The 20,602-nt window shown below is 73.9% G+C and carries 15 protein-coding genes, 1 tRNA gene and 1 pseudogene; 6 read left to right on the top strand and 11 right to left on the bottom strand.

Annotated features, from left to right (window positions below; translation table 11 throughout):
• Positions 1-139: 139 nt before the first annotated feature.
• The 5 genes and pseudogenes from thrC to IE265_RS02775 all read right to left on the bottom strand — a co-directional run.
• Positions 140-1,198, bottom strand: coding sequence for a threonine synthase (thrC, locus tag IE265_RS02795; protein ID WP_190033635.1), 1,059 nt, complete (start codon positions 1,196-1,198; stop codon positions 140-142).
• A 6-nt stretch (positions 1,199-1,204) separates the two neighbouring features.
• The gene (locus tag IE265_RS02790; RefSeq protein ID WP_190033764.1) at positions 1,205-2,503 is read right to left on the bottom strand and encodes a homoserine dehydrogenase; all 1,299 of its coding nucleotides are present in this window, start codon (positions 2,501-2,503) and stop codon (positions 1,205-1,207) included.
• Between the two features lie 159 nt (positions 2,504-2,662).
• A complete protein-coding gene (lysA, locus tag IE265_RS02785; RefSeq protein WP_190033634.1) occupies positions 2,663-4,054 on the bottom strand; it encodes a diaminopimelate decarboxylase in 1,392 nt (463 codons plus the stop codon).
• 16 nt (positions 4,055-4,070) lie between these two features.
• Positions 4,071-5,123 carry an ArgS-related anticodon-binding protein NrtL gene (nrtL, locus tag IE265_RS02780; protein ID WP_190033633.1) on the bottom strand — a complete coding sequence of 351 codons (1,053 nt, stop codon included), beginning with the start codon at positions 5,121-5,123 and terminating at the stop codon, positions 4,071-4,073.
• 525 nt (positions 5,124-5,648) lie between these two features.
• Positions 5,649-6,134, bottom strand: a pseudogene (locus IE265_RS02775) (response regulator); the annotation flags it as partial.
• Positions 6,135-6,311: 177 nt separating this feature from the next.
• On the opposite strand from IE265_RS02775, the gene IE265_RS02770 reads away from it, so the two are divergent.
• The 5 genes from IE265_RS02770 (at position 6,312) to IE265_RS02750 (ending at position 10,643) form a co-directional block, all read left to right on the top strand.
• Positions 6,312-6,383, top strand: a tRNA-Arg gene (locus IE265_RS02770).
• 239 nt (positions 6,384-6,622) lie between these two features.
• Entirely contained in the window at positions 6,623-7,408 is a 786-nt protein-coding gene (locus IE265_RS02765) for a DUF3592 domain-containing protein (RefSeq protein ID WP_190033632.1), read from the top strand.
• 207 nt (positions 7,409-7,615) lie between these two features.
• The gene (locus IE265_RS02760) at positions 7,616-9,118 is read left to right on the top strand and encodes a hypothetical protein (RefSeq protein WP_190033631.1); all 1,503 of its coding nucleotides are present in this window, start codon (positions 7,616-7,618) and stop codon (positions 9,116-9,118) included.
• An 87-nt stretch (positions 9,119-9,205) separates the two neighbouring features.
• Entirely contained in the window at positions 9,206-9,613 is a 408-nt protein-coding gene (locus IE265_RS02755; protein WP_190033630.1) for a hypothetical protein, read from the top strand.
• A 259-nt stretch (positions 9,614-9,872) separates the two neighbouring features.
• A complete protein-coding gene (locus tag IE265_RS02750; RefSeq protein WP_190033629.1) occupies positions 9,873-10,643 on the top strand; it encodes a DUF4142 domain-containing protein in 771 nt (256 codons plus the stop codon).
• A 101-nt stretch (positions 10,644-10,744) separates the two neighbouring features.
• On the opposite strand, the gene IE265_RS02745 is transcribed toward IE265_RS02750, so the two are convergent.
• The 6 genes from IE265_RS02745 to IE265_RS02720 form a co-directional block, all read right to left on the bottom strand.
• Complete coding sequence (locus tag IE265_RS02745; protein WP_190033628.1) at positions 10,745-11,278, bottom strand: MarR family winged helix-turn-helix transcriptional regulator; 534 nt, start codon at positions 11,276-11,278, stop codon at positions 10,745-10,747.
• Between the two features lie 77 nt (positions 11,279-11,355).
• Positions 11,356-12,447 (bottom strand): LacI family DNA-binding transcriptional regulator, encoded by a 1,092-nt coding sequence (locus IE265_RS02740; RefSeq protein ID WP_190033627.1) that lies wholly within the window; start codon positions 12,445-12,447, stop codon positions 11,356-11,358.
• 191 nt (positions 12,448-12,638) lie between these two features.
• Positions 12,639-15,119 carry a beta-galactosidase gene (locus IE265_RS02735; protein WP_190033626.1) on the bottom strand — a complete coding sequence of 827 codons (2,481 nt, stop codon included), beginning with the start codon at positions 15,117-15,119 and terminating at the stop codon, positions 12,639-12,641.
• Positions 15,119-16,894: a glycoside hydrolase family 35 protein gene (locus IE265_RS02730; protein ID WP_190033763.1), complete on the bottom strand. Its 1,776-nt coding sequence runs from the start codon at positions 16,892-16,894 to the stop codon at positions 15,119-15,121. Before IE265_RS02730 ends, IE265_RS02735 begins: the two co-directional genes overlap by 1 nt.
• Positions 16,895-17,060: 166 nt before the next feature.
• Entirely contained in the window at positions 17,061-18,266 is a 1,206-nt protein-coding gene (locus tag IE265_RS02725) for an MFS transporter (RefSeq protein WP_190033762.1), read from the bottom strand.
• Between the two features lie 478 nt (positions 18,267-18,744).
• Positions 18,745-19,122, bottom strand: a complete 378-nt coding sequence (locus tag IE265_RS02720; protein WP_190033625.1) for a hypothetical protein — start codon at positions 19,120-19,122, stop codon at positions 18,745-18,747.
• A gap of 197 nt (positions 19,123-19,319) precedes the next feature.
• On the opposite strand from IE265_RS02720, the gene IE265_RS02715 reads away from it, so the two are divergent.
• Complete coding sequence (locus IE265_RS02715; protein WP_190033624.1) at positions 19,320-20,573, top strand: cytochrome P450 family protein; 1,254 nt, start codon at positions 19,320-19,322, stop codon at positions 20,571-20,573.
• Positions 20,574-20,602: the final 29 nt, after the last annotated feature.

Here is a 20,602-nt window from a genome sequence, read left to right as displayed (position 1 = left end):
CGCACAGGAGGCGCACGATGCGTGTCGCAAGCCCCTTGTGCACCCCCTTTCGGCCGGACCTCGGTCCGCCTCCGGGGCGCCACGGCAGGCGCGCCCCTTCGGCTCACTCGCTGCGGCCGTCGGAGGACGGGGTCCCTCGTTACGCGAGACCCAGGCGCTCGGCGGCCGTGGCGGCGTCGACCGGGACCGTCACGGGCTGCGGGGCGCCGGCCACGGCCCAGTCGGGGTCCTTGAGGCCGTTTCCGGTCACCGTGCAGACGATGCGCTGGCCCGGGTCGACCAGGCCCTGCTCGGCGGCCTTCAGCAGACCGGCGACGGACGCGGCGGACGCGGGCTCGACGAACACGCCCTCCTGTGCGGCCAACAGGCGGTAGGCGCGCAGGATCTCACGGTCCGTCACCTCGTCGATGAGGCCGCCCGACTCGTCGCGCGCGGCCAGCGCGAACTTCCACGAGGCCGGGTTGCCGATCCGGATCGCCGTGGCGATCGTCGAGGGGTCCTTGACGACCTCGCCGCGCACGATCGGCGCGGAGCCCGACGCCTGGTACCCCCACATGCGGGGCTTCCGGGCGGCGACGCCGTCGGCCGCGTACTCCGTGTAGCCCTTCCAGTACGCGGTGATGTTGCCCGCGTTGCCCACCGGCAGGACGTGGATGTCGGGCGCGTCGCCCAGCATGTCCACGATCTCGAAGGCGGCGGTCTTCTGGCCCTCGATCCGTACCGGGTTCACCGAATTGACCAGTGCCACCGGGTAGTTGTCGGACAGGCTGCGCGCGAGCGTCAGGCAGTCGTCGAAGTTTCCGTCGACCTGGAGGATCTTCGCGCCGTGCACGAGGGCCTGGCCCATCTTGCCGAGGGCGATCTTGCCCTGCGGCACGAGGACGGCGCAGACCATCCCGGCCCGTACGGCGTAGGCCGCCGCGGAGGCGGAGGTGTTGCCGGTGGAGGCGCAGATGACGGCCTTCGCGCCCTCCTCCTTGGCCCGCGTGATGGCCATGGTCATCCCGCGGTCCTTGAAGGACCCGGTCGGGTTCGCGCCCTCGACCTTGAGATGGACCTCGCAGCCCGTGCGCTCGGAGAGCACCTGCGCGGGCACGAGCGGCGTACCGCCCTCACGGAGCGTCACGACCTGCGTGGAGTCGGAGACCGGCAGCCGGTCCCGGTACTCCTCGATGATTCCGCGCCACTGGTGGGTCATTGCTCGTTACTCTCCTTCAACCCGCATGATGCTGGCGACACCCCGCACGGTGTCGAGGTTGCGCAGCGCCTCGACGGTCCCGCCGAGGGACGCGTCGGACGCGCGGTGCGTGACGACGACGAGGGAGGCCTCGCCGCCCCCGTCCTGCCGGCCCTGCTGGCGCACGGTGTCGATGGACACCCCGTGCTCGGCGAACACGGTGGCCACCTGGGCGAGGACACCCGGCTTGTCCGCGACGTCGAGACTGATGTGGTACCGGGTCACGACCTCGCCCATCGGACTCACCGGCAGCTGCGTGTAGGCCGAGTCGCCGGGGCCGGTGGCACCGCTGAGCTTGTTCCGGCAGACCGCGACGAGGTCGCCGAGGACCGCGGAGGCCGTCGGGGCACCGCCCGCGCCGGGCCCGTAGAACATCAGCTGTCCGGCGGCGTCCGACTCGACGAAGACCGCGTTGTACGCGCCGCGTACCGAGGCGAGCGGATGGCTCAGCGGAATCATCGCCGGATGCACCCGGGCGGTGACCGATCCGCCGTCCGCGGCCCGCTCGCAGATGGCGAGCAGCTTGATGGTGCAGCCCATCCGCTTCGCCGAGGCGAAGTCGGCCGCGGTGACCTCGGTCATGCCCTCGCGGTACACGTCGTCGAGCCGTACCCGGGTGTGGAAGGCGATGCCGGCGAGGATCGCGGCCTTCGCGGCGGCGTCGAAGCCCTCCACGTCGGCGGTCGGGTCCGCCTCGGCGTACCCGAGGGCGGTGGCCTCGTCGAGGGCCTCCTGGTAGCCCGCGCCCGTGGAGTCCATCTTGTCGAGGATGAAGTTCGTCGTCCCGTTGACGATGCCCAGCACCCGGTTGACCTTGTCACCGGCGAGCGACTCGCGCAGCGGCCGGATCAGCGGGATGGCGCCGGCGACGGCGGCCTCGTAGTAGAGGTCCCTGTCCTTGTCCTCGGCGAGGGCGTGCAGCGCCTCGCCGTCCTGGGCGAGGAGCGCCTTGTTCGCGGAGACGACGGACGCGCCGTGCTCGAACGCGGTGGTGATGAGTGTGCGGGCGGGCTCGATGCCGCCGATGACCTCGACGACCACGTCGATGTCGCCGCGTTTGACGAGGGCGGTCGCGTCGGTCGTGACGAGCGCGGGGTCGATGCCCTCGCGCACCTTCGAGGGCCGCCGGACGGCCACACCGGCCAGCTCGACGGGGGCTCCGATGCGTGCGGCGAGATCGTCGGCGTGCGTCGTCATGATGCGCGCCACCTCTGAGCCGACTACCCCACAGCCCAGCAGCGCCACCTTCAGCGGACGCTTACGCATCATCCGACCTCGTTTCCTCATACCGTCACGGTGGGTCCAGTCTCACTCACCGGACGGGGGTTTCTGCCCCTCGTCCGGATCGTGAGACGACTATTTCATTTTCAGGCGGGTGGCAGACCGAAGATCTTCCACCCCGTACCGGCCGGCGGCCCGGCCGTGTCAGCCCACGTCGAGCCGCAGCAGGTCGTCCTCCGTCTCCCGCCGGACGATCACACGCGCCTCGCCGTCCCTGACCGCCACGACCGGCGGCCGCAGCGCGTGGTTGTAGTTGCTGGCCATCGAGCGGCAGTACGCGCCGGTGGCGGGCACCGCGATGAGGTCGCCGGTGGCCAGGTCGGCCGGCAGGAAGGCGTCCTTCACGACGATGTCGCCGCTCTCGCAGTGCTTGCCGACGACCCGTACGAGCATCGGCTCGGCGTCACTCGTACGGGAGACGAGGGCCACGCTGTACTCGGCGTCGTACAGCGCCGTACGGATGTTGTCGGACATGCCGCCGTCGACGGAGACGTACGTACGGAGCCCTTCGAGCGGCTTGACCGTGCCGACCTCGTAGAGCGTGAAGGCGGTGGGGCCGACGATGGCCCGGCCGGGCTCGACCGAGATCCGGGGCGTGCGCAACCGGGCGGCCTCGCACTCGCGGGTGACGATCTCGCCCAGCGCCTTGGCGATCTCGTGCGGTTCGCGGGGGTCGTCGTCGCTGGTGTAGGCGATGCCGAGGCCGCCGCCGAGGTCGATCTCCGGCAGTTCCACCCCGTGCTCGTCACGGACCTGGGCGAGCAGGGACACGACACGGCGCGCCGCGACCTCGAAGCCGGCCATGTCGAAGATCTGCGAGCCGATGTGGGAGTGGATGCCCACGAGTTCGAGCCCGTCGAGGGAGAGGGCCCGCCGTACGGCCTCCGCGGCCCGGCCGCCGGCCAGCGCGATACCGAACTTCTGGTCCTCGTGCGCGGTGGCGATGAACTCGTGCGTGTGGGCCTCGACGCCGACGGTCACGCGGATCTGCACGCGCTGCCGCCTGCCCAGGCCCTGCGCGATGTGCGCGACCCGCACGATCTCCTGGAAGGAGTCGAGCACGATCCGCCCGACGCCCGCCTCGACGGCCCGGGTGATCTCCGCCTCGGACTTGTTGTTGCCGTGGAACGCGATGCGGTCGGCGGGCATGCCGGCGGACAGCGCGGTGGTGAGTTCGCCGCCGGAGCAGACGTCGAGGTTGAGCCCCTCCTCGTACAGCCAGCGCACGACCGCGCGCGAGAGGAAGGCCTTGCCCGCGTAGAACACGTCGGCGTCGTGCCCGAACGCGGTGCGCCAGGCGCGGGCCCGGGCGCGGAAGTCGGTCTCGTCGACGAAGTAGGCGGGGGTGCCGAACTCCTCTGCGAGCCGCGTCACGTCGAGCCCGCCGACGCTGACCGCGCCGCTCTCGGTACGGGTGACCGTCTCGGCCCACACCTTCGGGTCGAGGGCGTTCAGGTCGGTCGGCGGGGCGGAGTAGTGGCCCTCGGGCAGGACGTCGGCGTGGCGGGGCCCGGCGGGGTGTGCGGAACGGCTCATGTCTGTGTGGACTTCCTCAGAGATGTTCTGGTGCGTCGATGCCGAGCAGGGAAAGGCCGCCGGCCAGCACCGTCCCGGCGGCTTCGGCGAGCGCGAGCCGGGAACGGTGGGCGGCCGAGGGTTTCTCGTCGCCGAGCGGGAGCACGGTGTGCTGGACGGCGAGCAGGGCGTCGGCGGTGGTGACGAGCTGCCGGGCCAGCCGGTCGGGCGCGCGATGGCGCGCCGCGGCGGCGAGGGTACGGGGGTGGGCGGCGAGCGCGTCGAGGAGGGGACCCGCCTCCCCGCCGCCCTGGAGCGGGGCGCCGGTGAACCCGAGCGCGGCGGCGTTGCGGCTGAGGGCCCGGGCACGGGCGTGCGCGTAGCGGACCCGGAACAGCGGGTTGCTCTCGCGCTGCGCCAGGTGCTCCGCGCCGATCCGGGGCCGGTCGTGGGCCGCGGGGTGCAGCAGCGCCCAGCGCCCTGCGTCCCGGCCGAGCGGGGTGGGGTCCTCCGGGGCGGGTACGGGGCGGAGTCCGGCGCTCGCCGGGGCCGCGGCGCCGGGACTTCCGTGGGCGTCGACTGCCGCGCCGAGGGACAGCGCCCACGCCGGGTCGGGTTCGCCCTCGCAGGACGTGCGGACCAGGACGCCCTGCGACCGCAGGAGCCGGGCCACGGTCTGCCCGGTGACGACGGCACGCACCTCGCGGGGCGTGTGCAGCCGTACGAGTTCACCGGTCGGCTCGTCCACGAACCCGTACCGCTCGGCCCGACGCAGGATCTCGGCGACGAGCGCGCGCTCCCGCTCGGCGCCGTCGAGGGTGATGTTGAGGAAGCCGGGCCCGGTGATGTCGACGCGGGAGACGCCCTCGGCGTCCGCGAGGTGCGGCCGGAGGATCTCGGCGACCTGGCGGGGCGGGCGTCCGGCGGGGCGGGCCAGTTGCAGCGCGACGTTCGTGGCGTAGTCGCCGCGCCCGCCTGGCCCGGGCGGCGAGACCTGCGCCCGCTCGGGCACGGGTGCCACGAGCTGCCCCGCGTCCACAGCGCGCCGGACGGCACACAGGACGGTACGGGAGAGCTCGACGGGGGTCACGGGGCAAGCCTAGGGGAGGAGGGGGGTGGGTAGGCGAACCGATTTGGACTCGGGTCCGGCATGTGGACGGCCCGACGACGGGTGGCGAGCGACCCGGCGGTCGGGGCGGCCGGGGGCGGCGGCGGTTCGGTGCGCTGCGGCGGGTGGCTCGCGGCCCGCGGCTGGTGGCTCGCGGCTGGTGGCGGGTGGCTCGCGGCTGGTGCTTGTAGTCAGCCGCGGTGGCTGGGGGGCGCTGTGGGGTGGCAGCGCACCGGGGGAAGCGAGGTGGCGGAGCCGCGGGCGCGGGCCCGAACGCGGGCGTCAGCTGCCGGCGTGCTCGGCGTTCTCGTACGAAGGGCCGGGTTCGGTCGCGGTGACGGAACCGGCCGTGCCGGAGGTGCTGGATGTACTGGATGCACCGGAGGCACTGCCGGGGGCGGAACTGTCGGCGGCACTCGCCGGGCTGCCGCTTCCGCTGCCGGGGATGGCGGAGCCGGAGCCGCCGGAGGAGTGGGCCGAGTGGGCCGAGTGGGATGCACCGGCCGGATGGGATGCACCGGCCGAGTGGGAGCCGGCCGCACCCAGGACGGGCACTGCGGGAACTGCGGGGACACCGGGTGCTGCGGGTACACCACCGCGAGGGACGCCGTCGCCGCGCGCACGCTCGATCAACTGGCGTACGAGCCGGACGAGTTCGACGGGCTCGAAGGGCTTGGCGAGGAAGGCGTCCACACCGACGTCGAGGCCGCTCTCCACCTCGTACTGCGTACAGGCGCTGACGATGGCGACGGGCAGGTGACGGGTACGCGGATCGGCGCGGAGACGGGCGGCGGTACGCAGCCCGTCCAGCCGGGGCATGACCACGTCGAGGGTGACGACATCCGGCCTGACCTGGTGAATCACGTCCAGGCACTCGACACCGTCGGCCGCGGTCACGACCTCGAGACCCTCCAGCTCGAGGTTGACCCTGATCAGTTGCCGGATGACCTTGTTGTCGTCCACAACAAGCACCCGACCCGACGCGCCTGGCACAACTCGAGAGTAGGTCCGCACCGACGACCGCGTCCGGCTTTTCCCCACTTCCACCCCGTGCGGGGGACCCCGGCCGCGCGCCCCGACACCCTCCGCGCCACCGGCGAAACCCGTTCATGACGACCCCGAAAGAGCTGGTAGGGTTCAACCCGTCGCCGCGAACACCGCGACCGACACGCCCCCGTAGCTCAGGGGATAGAGCAACGGCCTCCGGAGCCGTGTGCGCAGGTTCGAATCCTGCCGGGGGCACCCCTTATGAGGTGCCCAAAGACCCCGTCACCAGCGGAAACGCTGAGGCCGGGGTCTTCGCGTATCTGCTGGCCGTTCCACGCGTCCGGGGGCTTGGACCCGGGCCCCGGGCATGGCTGCCGTGTAAGCCCCGTCGCCGGGTCGTTCTCCCCGCGCAGCCGCCCGTGCCGCGGAGGCTCACCGTGCAACCTCCACCCCGACCCGTGTGTCCTGGCTCGTAACCGGGCGAGGAGTCGCACATGAGTGAGCGCAAGTCCGTGGGCAGGGGCGGTCGGGGGCCGTATCGCGCTCTCAATGGGTGGGCCTCCCCGGTGGGTGTCGTTGCCTTCGTGGTGTTGCTGCTGGTCAATCCTTTCGGGCTCACTGCCGGCCAGGTCTTCGGCGGCGCGGTCGTGCTCTCCGTCGGCGTCGCCGGGGTGAACCTGCTGCTGGGTCGGTGGGAGCGCGCTCCTCGCTGGACCGGCCGGATTCCTCCGCCCGGCCGTCTCGCCGCCCGGCTGTTCTCCCGGCACGGCGGGACATCGGCGCAGTCGCCCTCGCCCTGGGGCCGGGCCCGACTGGCCGCCGTGGGGTTCCTGTTGTTCGGCGTGCCCGCCGGGTTCATGGGGTGGGAAGCCCGCGCCGAGGACCGGATTCTGCGGGGGCTCCGGGAGCACGGGCACCGGACCGACGCGACCGTGGTCGCCGTCTCCGGCCGGTCCGAGGAGGGCTCGGCGAACTCCTTGACCGTGCGCTTCGACGCCTCGTCCGGCAGTGTGCGGGCGGACATCGACGTCGAGGGCGGCTCGGGAGCCGACCCGACGCCCGGAACGCGCGTACCCGTCGTCCACGACCCGTCCGACCCCGCGGTGGTCCGCCACGTCGACCGGCTGGACGGGCGGGAGGCCGACGGGATTCGACATGGTTCCGTGGTGTTCAGTGTGCTCGCGGCGGGGTTCCTCGTGGGGACCTGCCGCGAGGTGGTGCGCGCCAGGCAGCGGACCGCAGTGGGCAGGACGCCGGACACACCCCACCCCGCGGCCTGAACGCCCTGAACGCAACACGGCGACTCGGGTTCCCGCCGTTTCCCGCCGTGCGGTTCGGCCCGTCCCCGAGACCGGCGAGTTCGTCGAATCGCGCCGACGCCGCCTAGGCACCGTCCCGTTCAGCGGGACCTCCGCACCTGCCACGGGCTCGATCCCCACGTACGAAGTGCGTCGACACGGTCAGTTGATCACTGCCACGATGCTCCGATGTCCTCCTCGCTCACCGAACCGTGGCTTCGCGGTGTCGCGGCCAACGCGGCCGCGCCCTCCGGCGTCCTGCTGCGTCTGCTGCACCCGGCCGCACGCGCGGCCTGGCAGGTCCTGTGCCGGGAGCGTGCGCTGCCCTCGGCCGTCGTCGACGCGGTGATCGCGCATCCGGAGCCCGCGCTCCGCCGGGCGTTCGCCCGCAGCCACTACGCCACCGCAGCCCAGCGCAGCCCGCTGGTCGACGACCCGGACGCCTTCGTCCTCAGCGACCTCGCCTCCGGACCCCAACCGCGGAGGGAGCGGGTCGAACCGCTGCCCGACGACGTCGTCGAGACGCTGCTGACGAGGCAGGACGACCCCGCCGGCGGCCGACCGTTCGCCACGGCCGACGACATCCGGCACGACCTGGTGTACTCCCGGCAGATATCCGTGTCCTACCACCGTGCGATGCCGGCCCACCGGAACCCCGGGCTTCGGGTGCAGGCGGCCGGCCGGTGGCTCTGGCTCACGCCCGGGCAGCGCGAGGCCCTGCTGGCCGATCCGGAACCCTCGGTGCGCGATGCGGCACGCAGGCACAGCCGTGTGCTGGACCCCGCAGCCATGGAGGCCGAACTGCCGGAGGCCGACGGCCACATGCGGTCGCTCATGCTCCTCGAGTACGCCGTGTCCCACGCCGTGGCCGAGGCGTGCCTCGCCCAGGGACGGGACCTGTGGTCGCTGGCGCACAACCGCCACACTCCCGCGGACGTCGTGGCGCGCCTCGCACACGATCCCGACCCCCGTGTACGCGCCTGCGTGGCAGGCCGGGCCGACCTCGGTCGGCCGCTGCTGGACGAGCTCGCCAGGGATCCGGACGACGCCGTGCGGACCCGGGCCCGGGCGCATCCCCTGCCTCGCACCTGGCCCCAACGCCACGCCCTGGACCGGGTCTTCGGGCTCGCCACGGAGGACATCGGGCCGTTCGGCGAGATGCGGGTGGAGCCGGACAGCGAATGGTACGGCACCTGCGCCGCGTCCGAGCACCCCTTGCTCCGCCGGGTCGCCGCCACCTGCCCCGGGCTTCCGGAGCACCTGGTGCGGCGCCTGGCCGACGACCCCGACGAGCAGGTGCGGCACCTGCTCGCCTGCAACCACCCTCTCGCGCCGCCCCGGATCGTCCTGGACGCCTTCGTCGCGATTCCCCGCGGGCGTCCGTATCTGCTGACGCTGTCCCGTCTGCCGCGCACCGGTCTGCGGCACCTCCTCGGCCACGGGGACCCGGAGGTACGTGGGCTGGCCGCCGGGGACCCCACGCTGGGCGGGCCACCCGTCGACCTGCTCACCGACACCGATGCCGGTGTGCGGCGCGCCGCCGCCGCCAACCCGCTCCTGCCCGCGGACCTGATCGCGACGCTTCTCGACCGGCCCGCCACCGCGGAGGGAGCGGCCGCCAACCCCGGGCTGTCCGCCGAGCGCCTCCACGAACTGCTGGACCGGGCCGGTCTCCCCCGCGGCGGGCAATGACGCCACGCCTGTCTCCGGGCGGCGCGATCGATGCCCGTGTTCCGGGCCGACGGGGACTCTGTCAGTGCCCGCACCTACCCTCCCGCCATGACGAGCAGACCGACCGACGACTGGCGTGCCTGGATGGCCGAGACGGCTCGTGAGGTGGCGGCCGGGACCCTGGACCCGGAGTGCGCCGACTCCGCGGACCTCTACCCCGAGTCGTTGCTGCGGGCGACGGACACCGCCCTGGAGTCGTTCGAGGTCGAGGTCCGTGCGTTGCGGGAGCCCTGCGACGGCGCTGTCCTCGCCGCTGTCGAACGGGTGGTTCTCGAACTGAACGCGGTCGACGGGGACGCGGGACACGGTGGCGCCGGCTTCTGCACGGAGGAGCGGGAGCAGTTGTGCGCGTACATCGACCGGACCCTGGTCGCGAGCGGTGTGGACGTGGACGCCCTCGCGGCGAGGCAGGGCATCGATCCGTCGGCGATCACGGACCGTTGGCGCGACTGGTGACGCCTGCGCCGCGGACGGACGGCACCGTACGGCGACTCCTCCGTGCGCGGGCCGCGTCGGCGTCGGCGTCCGCGTCCGCGTCCGGGCGGAGTTTGCCGGTCTGCCCGGGACCGGCCGGTTTTGCGCCCGCGGTGGAGCGTGGCTGATCGCACTGAGTGCAAAATTTAGTCAGAACAATGATTGCATCATGCTTCTTTTGCGTACTCCTCCGTAGGCCCGGCCCCCACCTCCGTGCCGTTCGACCCCCACAGGAGGCACCATGCGCGTATCGCAACGCTCAGCAGGAACCGTGTTCGTGATCGGCGGAATGGTTCTGACACTCGCCGCGCTCGCGTATCCCGCCCTGATCGGCGTCCAGAAGACGACCACCGACCCGGAGCGGATCATCGCCAACACCCGTTACGGGCCGCTGACCGAGGCCGACCGGGACTTCGTCGTGAAGGTGCGGGCGGCCGGACTCTGGGAGCATCCGCTCGGGCTGATGGCCATGGAGCGGGGTACGACCCCGGCGATGAAGGAGGCCGGTACGCACCTCGTCGTCGGCCACTCCCGGCTCGACGCCAGCTGCCGCAGGATCGCCCCCGAGCTGGGCATCACCCTGCCCAACCAGGCCTCGCCCCAGCAGCAGCAGTTCGTGGCGACCGTGGACGGCAGCGACGGGAAGCAGTTCGACACGACCGCGGTGAACATCATGCGGGTGACGCACGGCCAGATCTTCCCGGCGATCGCCAAGATCCGCGCCACGACCAGGAACACCCTGGTCCGCCAGCTGGCCGACCAGGCCAACGACACCGTCCTGGACCACATCACCGTGCTGGAGAAGACCGACCTGGTCAACTACGACCAGGTCAACTTCCAGCAGACCAGCCCGCCGAAGATGCCCAAGGACCAGACGACCCCGCCGCCGCCCCAGCCGGGCGCGCCCGTCCTGACGCTGCTCCAGCCCAAGGGGGTGGACGTCGACACGGCCGCGCCGACCCCCGCCGCCTCCCCGACGATCGCCTCCGCCTACGGCTCGTCCGGCGGATGACGGTCCGCTCCGCGACGCGGTGACGGGTCACCGCGGCCGACGGGTCGCGGAGCGATGGCTCAAGGGGTGACGCTCACCCGTCACCCGTCACCCGTCACCCGTCACCCGTCACCCGCCGGTGCCGCGTCCACCCAGCCCAGCGGGAACGGCTCCGTGTCCGCCAGGTCGGGAACCGGTGCCTCGGCGCCCGCCTCGCTGAAGGCGTTCAGCGCCTCGATCAGGGACACGCGCTGCTCCGGGGAGAGGCGTTCGACGATCACGGAGATCTCGGCCCGCCGCCGCGCCATGACGTCGGCGACGGCGCGGCGGCCCTCCTCCGTGAGCTGCAGTACGGTCTCGCGGCGGCTGTCGGGGTTGGTCCGGCGGTCCGCGAGGCCCGCGGCGATGAGCCGGTCAAGCATGCGCATGGCCGTCGACGGCGCGACCTGCAGCTGCTCGGCGAGCGTGACCAGTTTGGTGGCCCCGTGCATGGAGAGCACCACGAGCATCCGGAACTGCGGCAGCGTCACCCGTTCCTCGACGACGGCGAGTGAGCGCGCGGAGACCGCGACCAGCAGGCGGGAGGCGGTGAGCACCGCGCGTGCCACCGCCTCGACATCGTCCGTACCCCCGACGGGGTTCTCTCGCTCCGGCATGCGTCATTTCTATCGCGTCGCGCGCGGCCGCCCGCGCCGGGAGTCCCGACGGCCGCGGGTACGAGCGGCCTCGGGCGTCAGCGACCCGGGGCGGGGCCCGTGCTCCGGCGGACGATCAGTTCGACGGGCACCACGTGGTCGAGTGCCTGTTCCGGCCCGCCCGGCCCGCCCGGCCCGCCCGGCGCGCCTTCCAACTGGGAGAGGAGCAGGCGCAGTGAGCGGGTGCCGATCTCCGGGAAGTCCGTGCGGACCGTGGTGAGCGGGGGCAGCAGGTGAGCGGCCTCGGGGATGTCGTCGTAGCCGACGACACTGACGTCGTCGGGGACGCGGCGGCCCGCCTCGTGCAGGGCGCGCAGCACGCCGAGGGCCATCTGGTCGTTCGAGGCGAAGACCGCGGTGACCTCGGGGCGGGCGGCGAGGCGGCGGCCGAGTTCGTAGCCGGAGTCAGCGCTCCAGTCGCCGACGAGCGGCTCGTGGACCTCGGCGCCGGCGGCCTCCAGCGTGGCCCGCCAGGCCTCGACCCGGCGGTCCGCGGACAGCCAGCCCGTCGGGCCCGCGATGTGCCGGACGGTGGCGTGACCGTGGGCGAGGAGGTGTTCGGTGGCCATGCGGGCGCCCGCGTGGTTGTCCGCCGTGACGAAGGAGGCGTCCTTGCCGAGGTCGTTCTCCAGCACCATCAGCGGGGTGTCGAGCCGTGCCTCGGCCAGTGCCCTGCCGACCCAGCGCTGGGGGGCGATGGCGATGACCCCGTCCGCGCCCTCGGCGGAGAGCGTGTCCACGGCGCGTACGACCGTCGCCCGGTCCGCGGTGTCCAGCGCGATGGAGCTCACCAGGTAGCCGGCTTCCTGGGCCGCGGTGTTGATGGCGGTCAGGATGGAGGCGGGCCCGAAGCGGGCCGCGTCGAAGGAGATGACCCCGAGCATCCGGGTCCGGCCACTGGCCAGGGAGCGCGCGCTGCGGCTGGGGCGGTAGCCGAGCGTGCTCATCGCGGCGAGGACCGCCTCGCGGGTCTCGGGCCTCACGGCCGGGTTGTCGTTCAGCACCCGGGAGACGGTCTGCTTGGAGACACCCGCCAGGCGCGCCACGTCGTCCATCACCGGGCGGGCTCCCGCGAAGTTTCGACGGCTGCGGCCCTTGGGAACGGCGCCGCCACCGGCACTTCGGGTCATGGAGGGTGCTTCCTTCGGACTCGTCCCGGCGGTCCTGCCCGCCCGGCAGGCCCACAGGATAGGCCGCCGGGCGGAAGGGGTGTCACGCCCGCGCCCCTCCTCCGTCACGCCCGCGCCCCTCCTCCGTCCGCCCGGACGCTCCCGCTCGCGTCCACCACCGCGCTCCTCCTACCGTCCTTCCCCCGTCCTCCTCAGCCCTCGTCCTCGCGCGTCACCCAGGCCCGGGACACCGCCCACTCGACGTGCCGGACCGCGGCTGCCCCTCCGTCGTCCCGCGTCCCCGCCGGGAGGTGCACCCGGGCGTCGGGGTGCCGGGGCAGCACTCTCAGGAGCAGTGCCCGTGCCGTCGCGGGCAGCCGGTCGAGCCCGATGTCCCAGACCCGTCCCGCGTGGAACTGGTCCGCCACCGGCCACTCCCCCGGCCCCGGGCCATCCCCCGCCGCCGGCCCCTGCCCCGCCGCCGGCGTCGGACCGGCCACCGGCGTCGGACCCGGCAGCGCGGCCACCCGGTCGTCCGCCGCGTACGCCCGCGCCACGTCCCCGCTCCACCGCACCCGCAACAGGGCGCCCGTACGCGGCAGTTCGTCGGGCACGGGGACGGCGTACTCGGCGGCCACCGTGTCGAAGCAGTTGTCGGCCGGGGCGCTCGCGCGGCCCCGCACCCCCGTCACCGGTTCGGGCGCCGGGCCCGCAGGCCGGAGCAGGACCGCGGTGGCGGGAGGGTGGGCGGCGGGCGGCGCGGTGGAGGTCAGCGTGTAGCGGGTCAGCACGCCGTCCGCCGTCTCCCGTACGCGCGCGTCCGCCGCCACCGGGGGCCGCTCCGGCGCGGGGAGCACGGCGAACGAGGGCTCCGCGGCGGTGCTGTGGACCCGTACCTCCCGCGCGTGCTCGTCGAAGACCACGCCGTCGGCGCAGAGCACCAGCCGCTCGGCGCCCCAGGCGGGTCCCCGGTAGGCGGTACGGGCCGTCGCCGCGTCCAGGACCAGGAGGCCGACCCTGGCGCCGTCCGCCGTGTCGACCTCGACGAGGGCGCCGGTGCCGGGCCGCACCCCCGTGACCAGGAGACGCCCGTCGCGCCGGGAGACCTGGCCCGAGGGGGTGCGTACGGAGGCCACGGTGTCCGCCGCGAGGGCGAGTTCGGCCGGGACGCCGTCGGTGGCGGCCAGCACCAGCAGCGTGCGCCCCCGGTCGTCGACGGTGCACACCGGCTGGGCGGTGGCCCAGTCCAGGAGCAGCCCGGCCACGTCGAGGCGCAGCGGCCAGCAGAAGTAGGCGCCGGCCGGCACGGTGACGGGGGCGCTGGGCAGGGTGAGGGCGTCCCCAGCCGGGAACGCGACGGTGAACGTCGTGTCCGGGTGGGGCGGCAGGGGTTCGTGCGGCTGGTGGTTGTTGACGAAGAGGAATCCGGAGCCGTCCTCGGCCCGGACCGCCCAGCGCAGGGTGTCCCGGTCGTCCTGGCCCGCCGGGAGCCGCTCCGGGAGGACGGAGGGCATCGGCGCGATCAGCTCGCCGAATCCGGCCAGCAGCAGGTGCTGGAGCCGCAGTTCGCCGTACGAGGGCCGGTACTGGCCGTACTCGCCCAGCGGGGCCTGGAAGTCGTAGGTGAGGACGGGCAGGTCGTTGGGGTAGCCGGTGGCGTGCGACTCCTGGAGGCCCGTCGGTCCGCCGGACGGGTTCGTACCGCCGTGGAACATGTAGTGGCCCTGCCACACCGAGCCGCAGCCGATCTTGGTGAGGCCGAGCGCGCCCACGTCGGCGGCGTCGACGCGCGGTCTGCGGTGGTACGACACCGCCATGCCGGCACCGAGTTCGCAGGTGGCCCAGGGGAAGCGGTCGGCGGGGCGGTCCGGTTCGCCGCCCCGCGGGGCCGTGGGGCGCAGGTCGGCGCCGATGCCCTCGTCGTCGCGCTGGTGGGTGAAGAAGTAGTGCTTGCGGCAGGTGTCGGGCCAGCCGCCGTCGGCCTCGGTCCAGAAGGCCTCGGGGTAGCCGCCGTACAGCGGCAGCAGCTCGCCCGGCGGGAGCCGGACGCCGCCCCACGCCGTCGCGGTCCACAGCGGGGCGCTCAGACCGGCCTCGCGCGCCATGCGTTTGAGGGTCAGGAGGTGGCCGGGCCCGTCGTACAGCTCGTTCTCCACCTGGATCGCGACGACGGGGCCGCCGTGCGCGCGGTCGAGGCCGTCGAGCTGTCGGGCGACCGCGGCGAACCAGGCGCGTACGGGCGCGAGGTAGCCGGGGTCGTCGGTGCGCGGTGCGCAGGGGCGGGCCAGGAGCCAGTCGGGGAGGCCCCCGTTGCGCACCTCGGCGTGGCACCAGGGGCCGATGCGCAGGACGAGGTCCAGGCCGTGGCGGGCGCAGAGGGAGGCGAATCGGCGCAGGTCGCGGTCGCCGTCGAAGCGCACGCGCCCCTCGGTCTCCTCGTGGTGGATCCAGATGACGTACGAGGAGACGGCCGTGACGCCGCCCGCCTTCGTCTTCAGCAGTTCCTCCTCCCAGTGCCGGGCCGGGTGGCGGCTGTAGTGGAACTCGCCGGAGACCGGGAACCAGGGGCGTCCGCCGCGGCGGAGGTACCGGTCGGTCACCTCGATCGGGTCGGGGACGCCCGGGGCGTCGGCGAACCCCGGGTGCGCGGCCGCGGGCGGCCCGGCGGCGGGGACCCGCAGGTGGAGGGGCATCAGGGCGCCACCGGGCCGAGGTCGGGGGTGTCGGTGAGCAGGGCCGTCGCGCCGGTCGTGCCCTGGAGTTCCAGCAGGACGAGGTCGTTGGAGCCGGGGCGCAGGACGGGCGCCGGGACGTACAGCGTGCGCTGCGGTCCCCTGTTCCAGTAGCGGCCGAGGTGGAATCCGTTGACCCAGGCCTGCCCCTTGGTCCAGCCGGGCAGGGACAGGAAGGTGTCGGCGGGGGTGCCGACGTCGAAGGTCCCCCGGTGGAAGGCGGGCCCGGCGTCGTGGGCGCCCGGGGTGAGGGGCACCGCCACCTGGTGGTCCGGGGCGGGCGGTAGGTCCAGGGCCAGCGGGTGGCAGTCCCAGCCGTGCAGGGCCGTGCCGTCGAAGGTGACAGGCCCGAGCAGCCCCTTGGGGGCGCCGATGCGCTTGCCGTAGTTGACGCCGCCCATGTTCTCGACCAGTACCTCGACCACGGCCCCCGCGAAGGGGATGCGGACGGGCAGGACCTCCTCGTGGCGTTCGCGCTCCAGCACGCCGACGGGCGCGCCGTCCACGAAGACCTGGGCGCGGTCGCCGACGCCGCCGGTGAAGCGCAGCGGGCCGTCCCCGGCGACGGGCGCGGTGGTGCGGTAGAGCACGTACCCGGCCCGCAGGCCCAGTTCGTCCATCGTCGGCGGACCGGCCTGCGCGCGTACCGGTTCGGACAGGGCGGCCGCGTACGGGAGAAGGGGCACTCCGCGCTCCAACCGCACGGTGGCGGGCGGGAGTTTGGGCGCCGGTTCCGGGACGGGCTCCCCGGGCACGGGCGCGTGGCGGGCGATCACCTCACGGAAGGCGTGGTACTTGGGGCCGGGGTCGCCGCTCTCGGTGAGTGCCGCGTCGTAGTCGTACGAGGTGACGATCGGGGCGTAGGCGTGGTCGTGGTTCGCCCCGTTGGTGAAGCCGAAGTTGGTGCCGCCGTGGAACATGTAGATGTTGACGGAGGCGCCGGCCGCGAGCAGCCGGTCCAGGTCGGCCGCGGCGTCCGCGGCGTCCCGCACGTGGTGCGGCTCGCCCCAGTGGTCGAACCATCCGATCCAGAACTCGGCGCACATCAGGGGCCCTTCGGGCCGGTGGGCGCGCAGCCGGTCGAGGGACGTGCCGATCCTGCCGCCGAACGTGCCGGTGGCGAGGACGCCGGGCAGGCTGCCCGCCGCCAGGTGTTCGGGGTCGGCCTGGTCGCAGGTGAAGAGCAGTTCCCCGACACCGCGTGAGCGCAGGGCCTCGGCGAGGTGTTCGAGGTAGGCCCTGTCGTCGCCGTAGGCCCCGTACTCGTTCTCCACCTGGACCGCGATCACCGGCCCGCCCGACTCCGCGAGGTGCGGCAGGAGCGGGGGCAGCAGGAGGTCGAGGTAGCGGTCGAGGGCGCCGGTGAAGCGGGGGTCGCCGGTGCGCAGCCGGATGCCGGGGTCCGCGGTGAGCCAGGAGGGCAGGCCGCCGCCGTCCCACTCGGCGCAGATGTAGGGACCGGGGCGCAGCAGGACGTGCAGCCCCTCGGCGCGGGCCAGCGACAGATAGCGCGGCAGGTCGAGGATGCCGTCGAGGACGAGCGTCCCGGGCTCGGGCTCGTGCAGGTTCCACGGTACGTACGTCTCCACCGTGTTGAGCCCCATCAGGCGGGCCTTGCGCAGTCGGTCGGCCCACTGGTCGGGGTGGATGCGGAAGTAGTGCATCGCGCCGGAGATGATCCGGAACGGCTCGCCGTGCAGCAGGAATCCGTCGGACGACGTGGTCAGTGCGGGCATTGCGGGCATGGGGTGGCTGCTTCCCTTCGGATCGGATGCGGTGCGGGCGGGAGCCGGGCCGGCTCGGGCGTACGGTCGCGGAGGCTTCGGCGTCCCGTGGGGCGGGCGGTTCCCCGCGTCCCCCGGGAGCGGCGGAGGAGGTCCGCCGCGCCGGAACCGGCCCTGTTCACGGGGCGGTCGCGGAACCGGCGGCGGGAGGGGCCGGGGTGGCGCCCGGACGCCGCCGCGGGTCGGACGGCGGGCGGGTGGCGCGGATCAGCCAGAGCGTGGCGGCCAGGCACAGCGCCGAGACCGCCGCCAGCAGGAGCGGCACCGCGCGGACCCCGGACCATTCGATGGCCGCGCCGAGCGCGGGTCCTGCGGCGACCCCGCCGGCCATGGACGCGGCGATGACCAGCGCGCCCGCCCGGCGGGTCCGCGGAGCCGCCCTGGCGAGCCAGGGCAGCCCGGTGGGGAAGATCGGTGCGATGAACAGGCCGACACCCGCGTACGCGAAGGGGGCGAGGGCCGGTACGGAGGCGAGGAGCAGGCAGCAGGTCATGCCCGCGCACGAGACGGTGATGATCGTCTGCGCCGAGTGGCGCAGCGCGAGCGGGGCCACCAGGAAACGGCCGACGGTCATCATCAGCCAGTACGCGGAGGTGGCGGTGGCGGCGGCTCCCGCGCCGTGTCCGACGGCCTCCAGATGCGTGGGCTCCCACCCTCCGACGCCCGCCTCGACGCCCACGTGCAGGACGTAGAGCGTGACGAACACGGCGAGCACGGAGCCCAGGCTCCGCCCGAGTACCGGTCCGGCACGGCCCGGCTCCGGCCCGACCGCGGGGTGCGGCACCCGGTCCCGTACGCCCCGCAGGCACAGCAGCAGCGGCAGGTTGGCGGCCGCGAGGACGAGGAAGACGGCCGGATAGTGCTCGGAGCCGACGACGCCGACCAGGGCGGGGCCGAGGATCGCGCCGACGCCGAAGTGCGCGTTGAGGATGTTGAGCATCGCGGTGGAGCGGTGGCCGAAGCCGACGGCGAAGAGCTGGTTGAGGCCGTAGTCGATGCCGCCGAAGCCGAGCCCGGCGAGCAGGGCCGCGGCCAGCGCGGCGGGCCAGGAGGGCGCCAGCGCGAAGCCCGCCGCGCCGAGGGCCATCAGCAGGTACGAGGCGCCGAGGATCCGCCGGTTGCCCAGCCGGCCGTACAGCCGGTCGAAGAGCAGCACTCCGGCGACACCGCCGACGAAGTGCGCGCTCAGGCCGAGCCCGGCGCCGGAGGGCGAGAGCCCGAACTCCGTACGGAAGGCGGGTACCGCCGGTCCGTAGACGGCCTGGAGCGCGCCGATGAGGACGAAGCCGGCGCAGGAGGCGACCACGGCCGGGGTGCTGAACACCCGTGGTTCCGGGGCGGTTCGGGGACCGGACGCCGGCCCGGCGGCCGGATGCGCGGCCGGCGGTCCGGTCGCGGGGTCGATCACGTGGTCGCTCACGCGGACTCCAGTGGACGGCCCACGCGGCGGTGGGCGAAGGACGTGTTCGTGCGCTCCGCCGGACCATGATGTTACCGGTAACTCAACGCGTCAAGATCTCCGTCGTACGGGATGTCCGGCGGGCGCGGGCGATGACCGGGTGGGGTTGCCGGGGCTGTGCGGGGGTTGCCAGGGCTGGGTGCGGGTGCCAGGGCCGCGTGGGTGGGCTCTCCGCCACGCGGATGCCGCCGCCGGCGCCGACAGGGATGCCGCGGCAGGGTCGGGCGGGCGCGGTGCGCTCGGGGCGCGCGGGTCGGGGCGGGGCGGGGACGCGCGGGTCGGGGCGGATGGCGCGCGCCGGGTCGGTGGCGGGCCGGGCGGGGCGCGGACGGGGGCGCGTGGTTCAGGCGAGCGTGGTCCGCAGCGCCGCGTGCAGGCCGTCCGGGTCCGTCCAGTGGCGCGTCCGGGTCGGCGGCACCCGCCAGTGCAGTCCGGGGGCGTACGTCCGGTGCCGCGGCGGGATCGCCACATGCGAACCCGGGCCGAGGACGCGCGCCGCGGGGACGTCCCAGCCGGCCGCGCTGCCCGGCGGGACGAGCCAGTAGAGGACACCGCCGTAGCCGTCCTCGATCACGGCCCCGGTGCGCGGGCCGAGGTGGTCCAGGATGCGCAGGCCCACCGCGAGCGGTACCCGCACCGCGTCCCACCAGTGCCCGGCCGGAAGGGTCAGCACTTCGGGACCGGGTGGTCGCAGCCACTTGGGGGCGTCGCTGCTCGGCATGGCCTTGCTCCCACCGCCTCTCGCCCGGGACCACGACCCTAGGACGGCCGCGGTCCGCCGACTTGCCGGTACGCGTAGGGAACTTGTCGACATGCGCAGTGCGCCCCGCGCGCTCTCGTGGCCGTGCCCGGCGGACGCGTAGCGTCACCCGCCGTATCGGTGTTCGAGCGGTCCGTGTTCCGAGTCCGGGAGGCCCCATGCCAGAGCAGAACTCCGTCGTCATCGACCCGTCCGGCCGCGACATCCACGGTGAGGCGGCGCGGATCCGGGAGCGCGGCCCCGTGGCCCGCGTGGAGCTGCCCGGCGGCGTGGAGGCGTGGGCGGTCAGCAGTCCGGACCTGCTCAGGCGGCTGCTCACAGACCCCCGGGTGTCCAAGGACCCGCGCAGGCACTGGCCGTTGTGGATCGACGGGAGGATCTCGCCCGAGTGGCCGCTGTTCACCTGGGTCGCGGTGCAGAACATGTTCACGGCGTACGGCGGGGAGCACAAGCGGCTGCGGACACTGGTGTCCAAGGCCTTCACGGCACGCCGCACCGCCGCCCTGCGGCCCCGCGTCGAGGAGATCACCGGCGAGCTGCTCGACCGGCTCGACAAAGCGGGCGCACGGGGTGAAGTCGTCGATCTGCGCGAGGAGTTCTGCTACCCGCTGCCCATCCGGGTGATCAGCGAGCTGTTCGGGCTGCCCGAGGAGCAGGGTGCCGAACTGCGGGCCGTGGTGGACGGGGTGTTCAACACGGCCGCCACCCCGGAGGAGGTGACCGACACCTACGCGCGGATGTACGCGGTCCTCGGCGAACTCGTCGCCGCCAAGCGCCGGTCGCCGGGCGACGACCTCACCTCCGCGCTGATCTCGGCGCGCGACGACGAGGGCGGCACCCGGCTGAGCGAGCAGGAACTGCTCGACACCCTGGTGCTGATGATCAGCGCGGGCCACGAGACGACGGTCAACCTCATCGACAACGCCGTCCACGCACTGCTCACCCACCCCGAGCAGCTCGCGCACGTCCGGGCGGGCCGGGCCGGCTGGGACGACGTGGTCGAGGAGACCCTGCGGGTACGGGCCCCCGTCGCGAGCCTCCCGCTGCGCTACGCCGTCGAGGACCTGGAGGTGGGCGAACCGGGTGACCCGGACCGGGTGGTGATCGCCCGGGGCGAGCCGATCCTCGCCGCGTACGCCGCCGCCGGGCGCGACCCCGGGACGTACGGGGCGGACGCCGACCGGTTCGACGTCACCCGGCTGGGCAAGGAGCACCTGGCCTTCGGGCACGGCGTGCACTTCTGCCTGGGCGCCCCGCTCGGCCGCATGGAGGCCCGGGTCGCGCTCCCGGCCCTCTTCGAGCGCTTCCCCGGCCTGGAACTCGCGGTCCCCGAGGAGGAGTTGAGTCCGGTGGCGTCCTTCATCTCCAACGGCCACCGCTCCCTGCCCGTACGGCTCACCACCGGCGGCTGACGCCCCCCGGACGCGACGGGGCCGCGCCG

This window comes from Streptomyces fructofermentans (assembly GCF_014651055.1).
GTDB classification, from domain to species: Bacteria; Actinomycetota; Actinomycetes; order Streptomycetales; family Streptomycetaceae; genus Streptomyces; species Streptomyces fructofermentans.
Note: the sequence above shows the minus strand (reverse complement) of the source record. Positions and strands in the feature narration are given on the sequence as shown.

Coding starts and splice junctions, on each gene's coding strand:
- thrC (WP_190033635.1), bottom strand. CDS start 1,198: ATGACCCACCAGTGGCGCGGAATCATCGAGGAGTACCGGGACCGGCTG.
- IE265_RS02790 (WP_190033764.1), bottom strand. CDS start 2,503: ATGCGTAAGCGTCCGCTGAAGGTGGCGCTGCTGGGCTGTGGGGTAGTC.
- lysA (WP_190033634.1), bottom strand. CDS start 4,054: ATGAGCCGTTCCGCACACCCCGCCGGGCCCCGCCACGCCGACGTCCTG.
- IE265_RS02765 (WP_190033632.1), top strand. CDS start 6,623: ATGAGTGAGCGCAAGTCCGTGGGCAGGGGCGGTCGGGGGCCGTATCGC.
- IE265_RS02760 (WP_190033631.1), top strand. CDS start 7,616: ATGTCCTCCTCGCTCACCGAACCGTGGCTTCGCGGTGTCGCGGCCAAC.
- IE265_RS02755 (WP_190033630.1), top strand. CDS start 9,206: ATGACGAGCAGACCGACCGACGACTGGCGTGCCTGGATGGCCGAGACG.
- IE265_RS02750 (WP_190033629.1), top strand. CDS start 9,873: ATGCGCGTATCGCAACGCTCAGCAGGAACCGTGTTCGTGATCGGCGGA.
- IE265_RS02745 (WP_190033628.1), bottom strand. CDS start 11,278: ATGCCGGAGCGAGAGAACCCCGTCGGGGGTACGGACGATGTCGAGGCG.
- IE265_RS02740 (WP_190033627.1), bottom strand. CDS start 12,447: ATGACCCGAAGTGCCGGTGGCGGCGCCGTTCCCAAGGGCCGCAGCCGT.
- IE265_RS02735 (WP_190033626.1), bottom strand. CDS start 15,119: ATGCCCCTCCACCTGCGGGTCCCCGCCGCCGGGCCGCCCGCGGCCGCG.
- IE265_RS02730 (WP_190033763.1), bottom strand. CDS start 16,894: ATGCCCGCACTGACCACGTCGTCCGACGGATTCCTGCTGCACGGCGAG.
- IE265_RS02720 (WP_190033625.1), bottom strand. CDS start 19,122: ATGCCGAGCAGCGACGCCCCCAAGTGGCTGCGACCACCCGGTCCCGAA.
- IE265_RS02715 (WP_190033624.1), top strand. CDS start 19,320: ATGCCAGAGCAGAACTCCGTCGTCATCGACCCGTCCGGCCGCGACATC.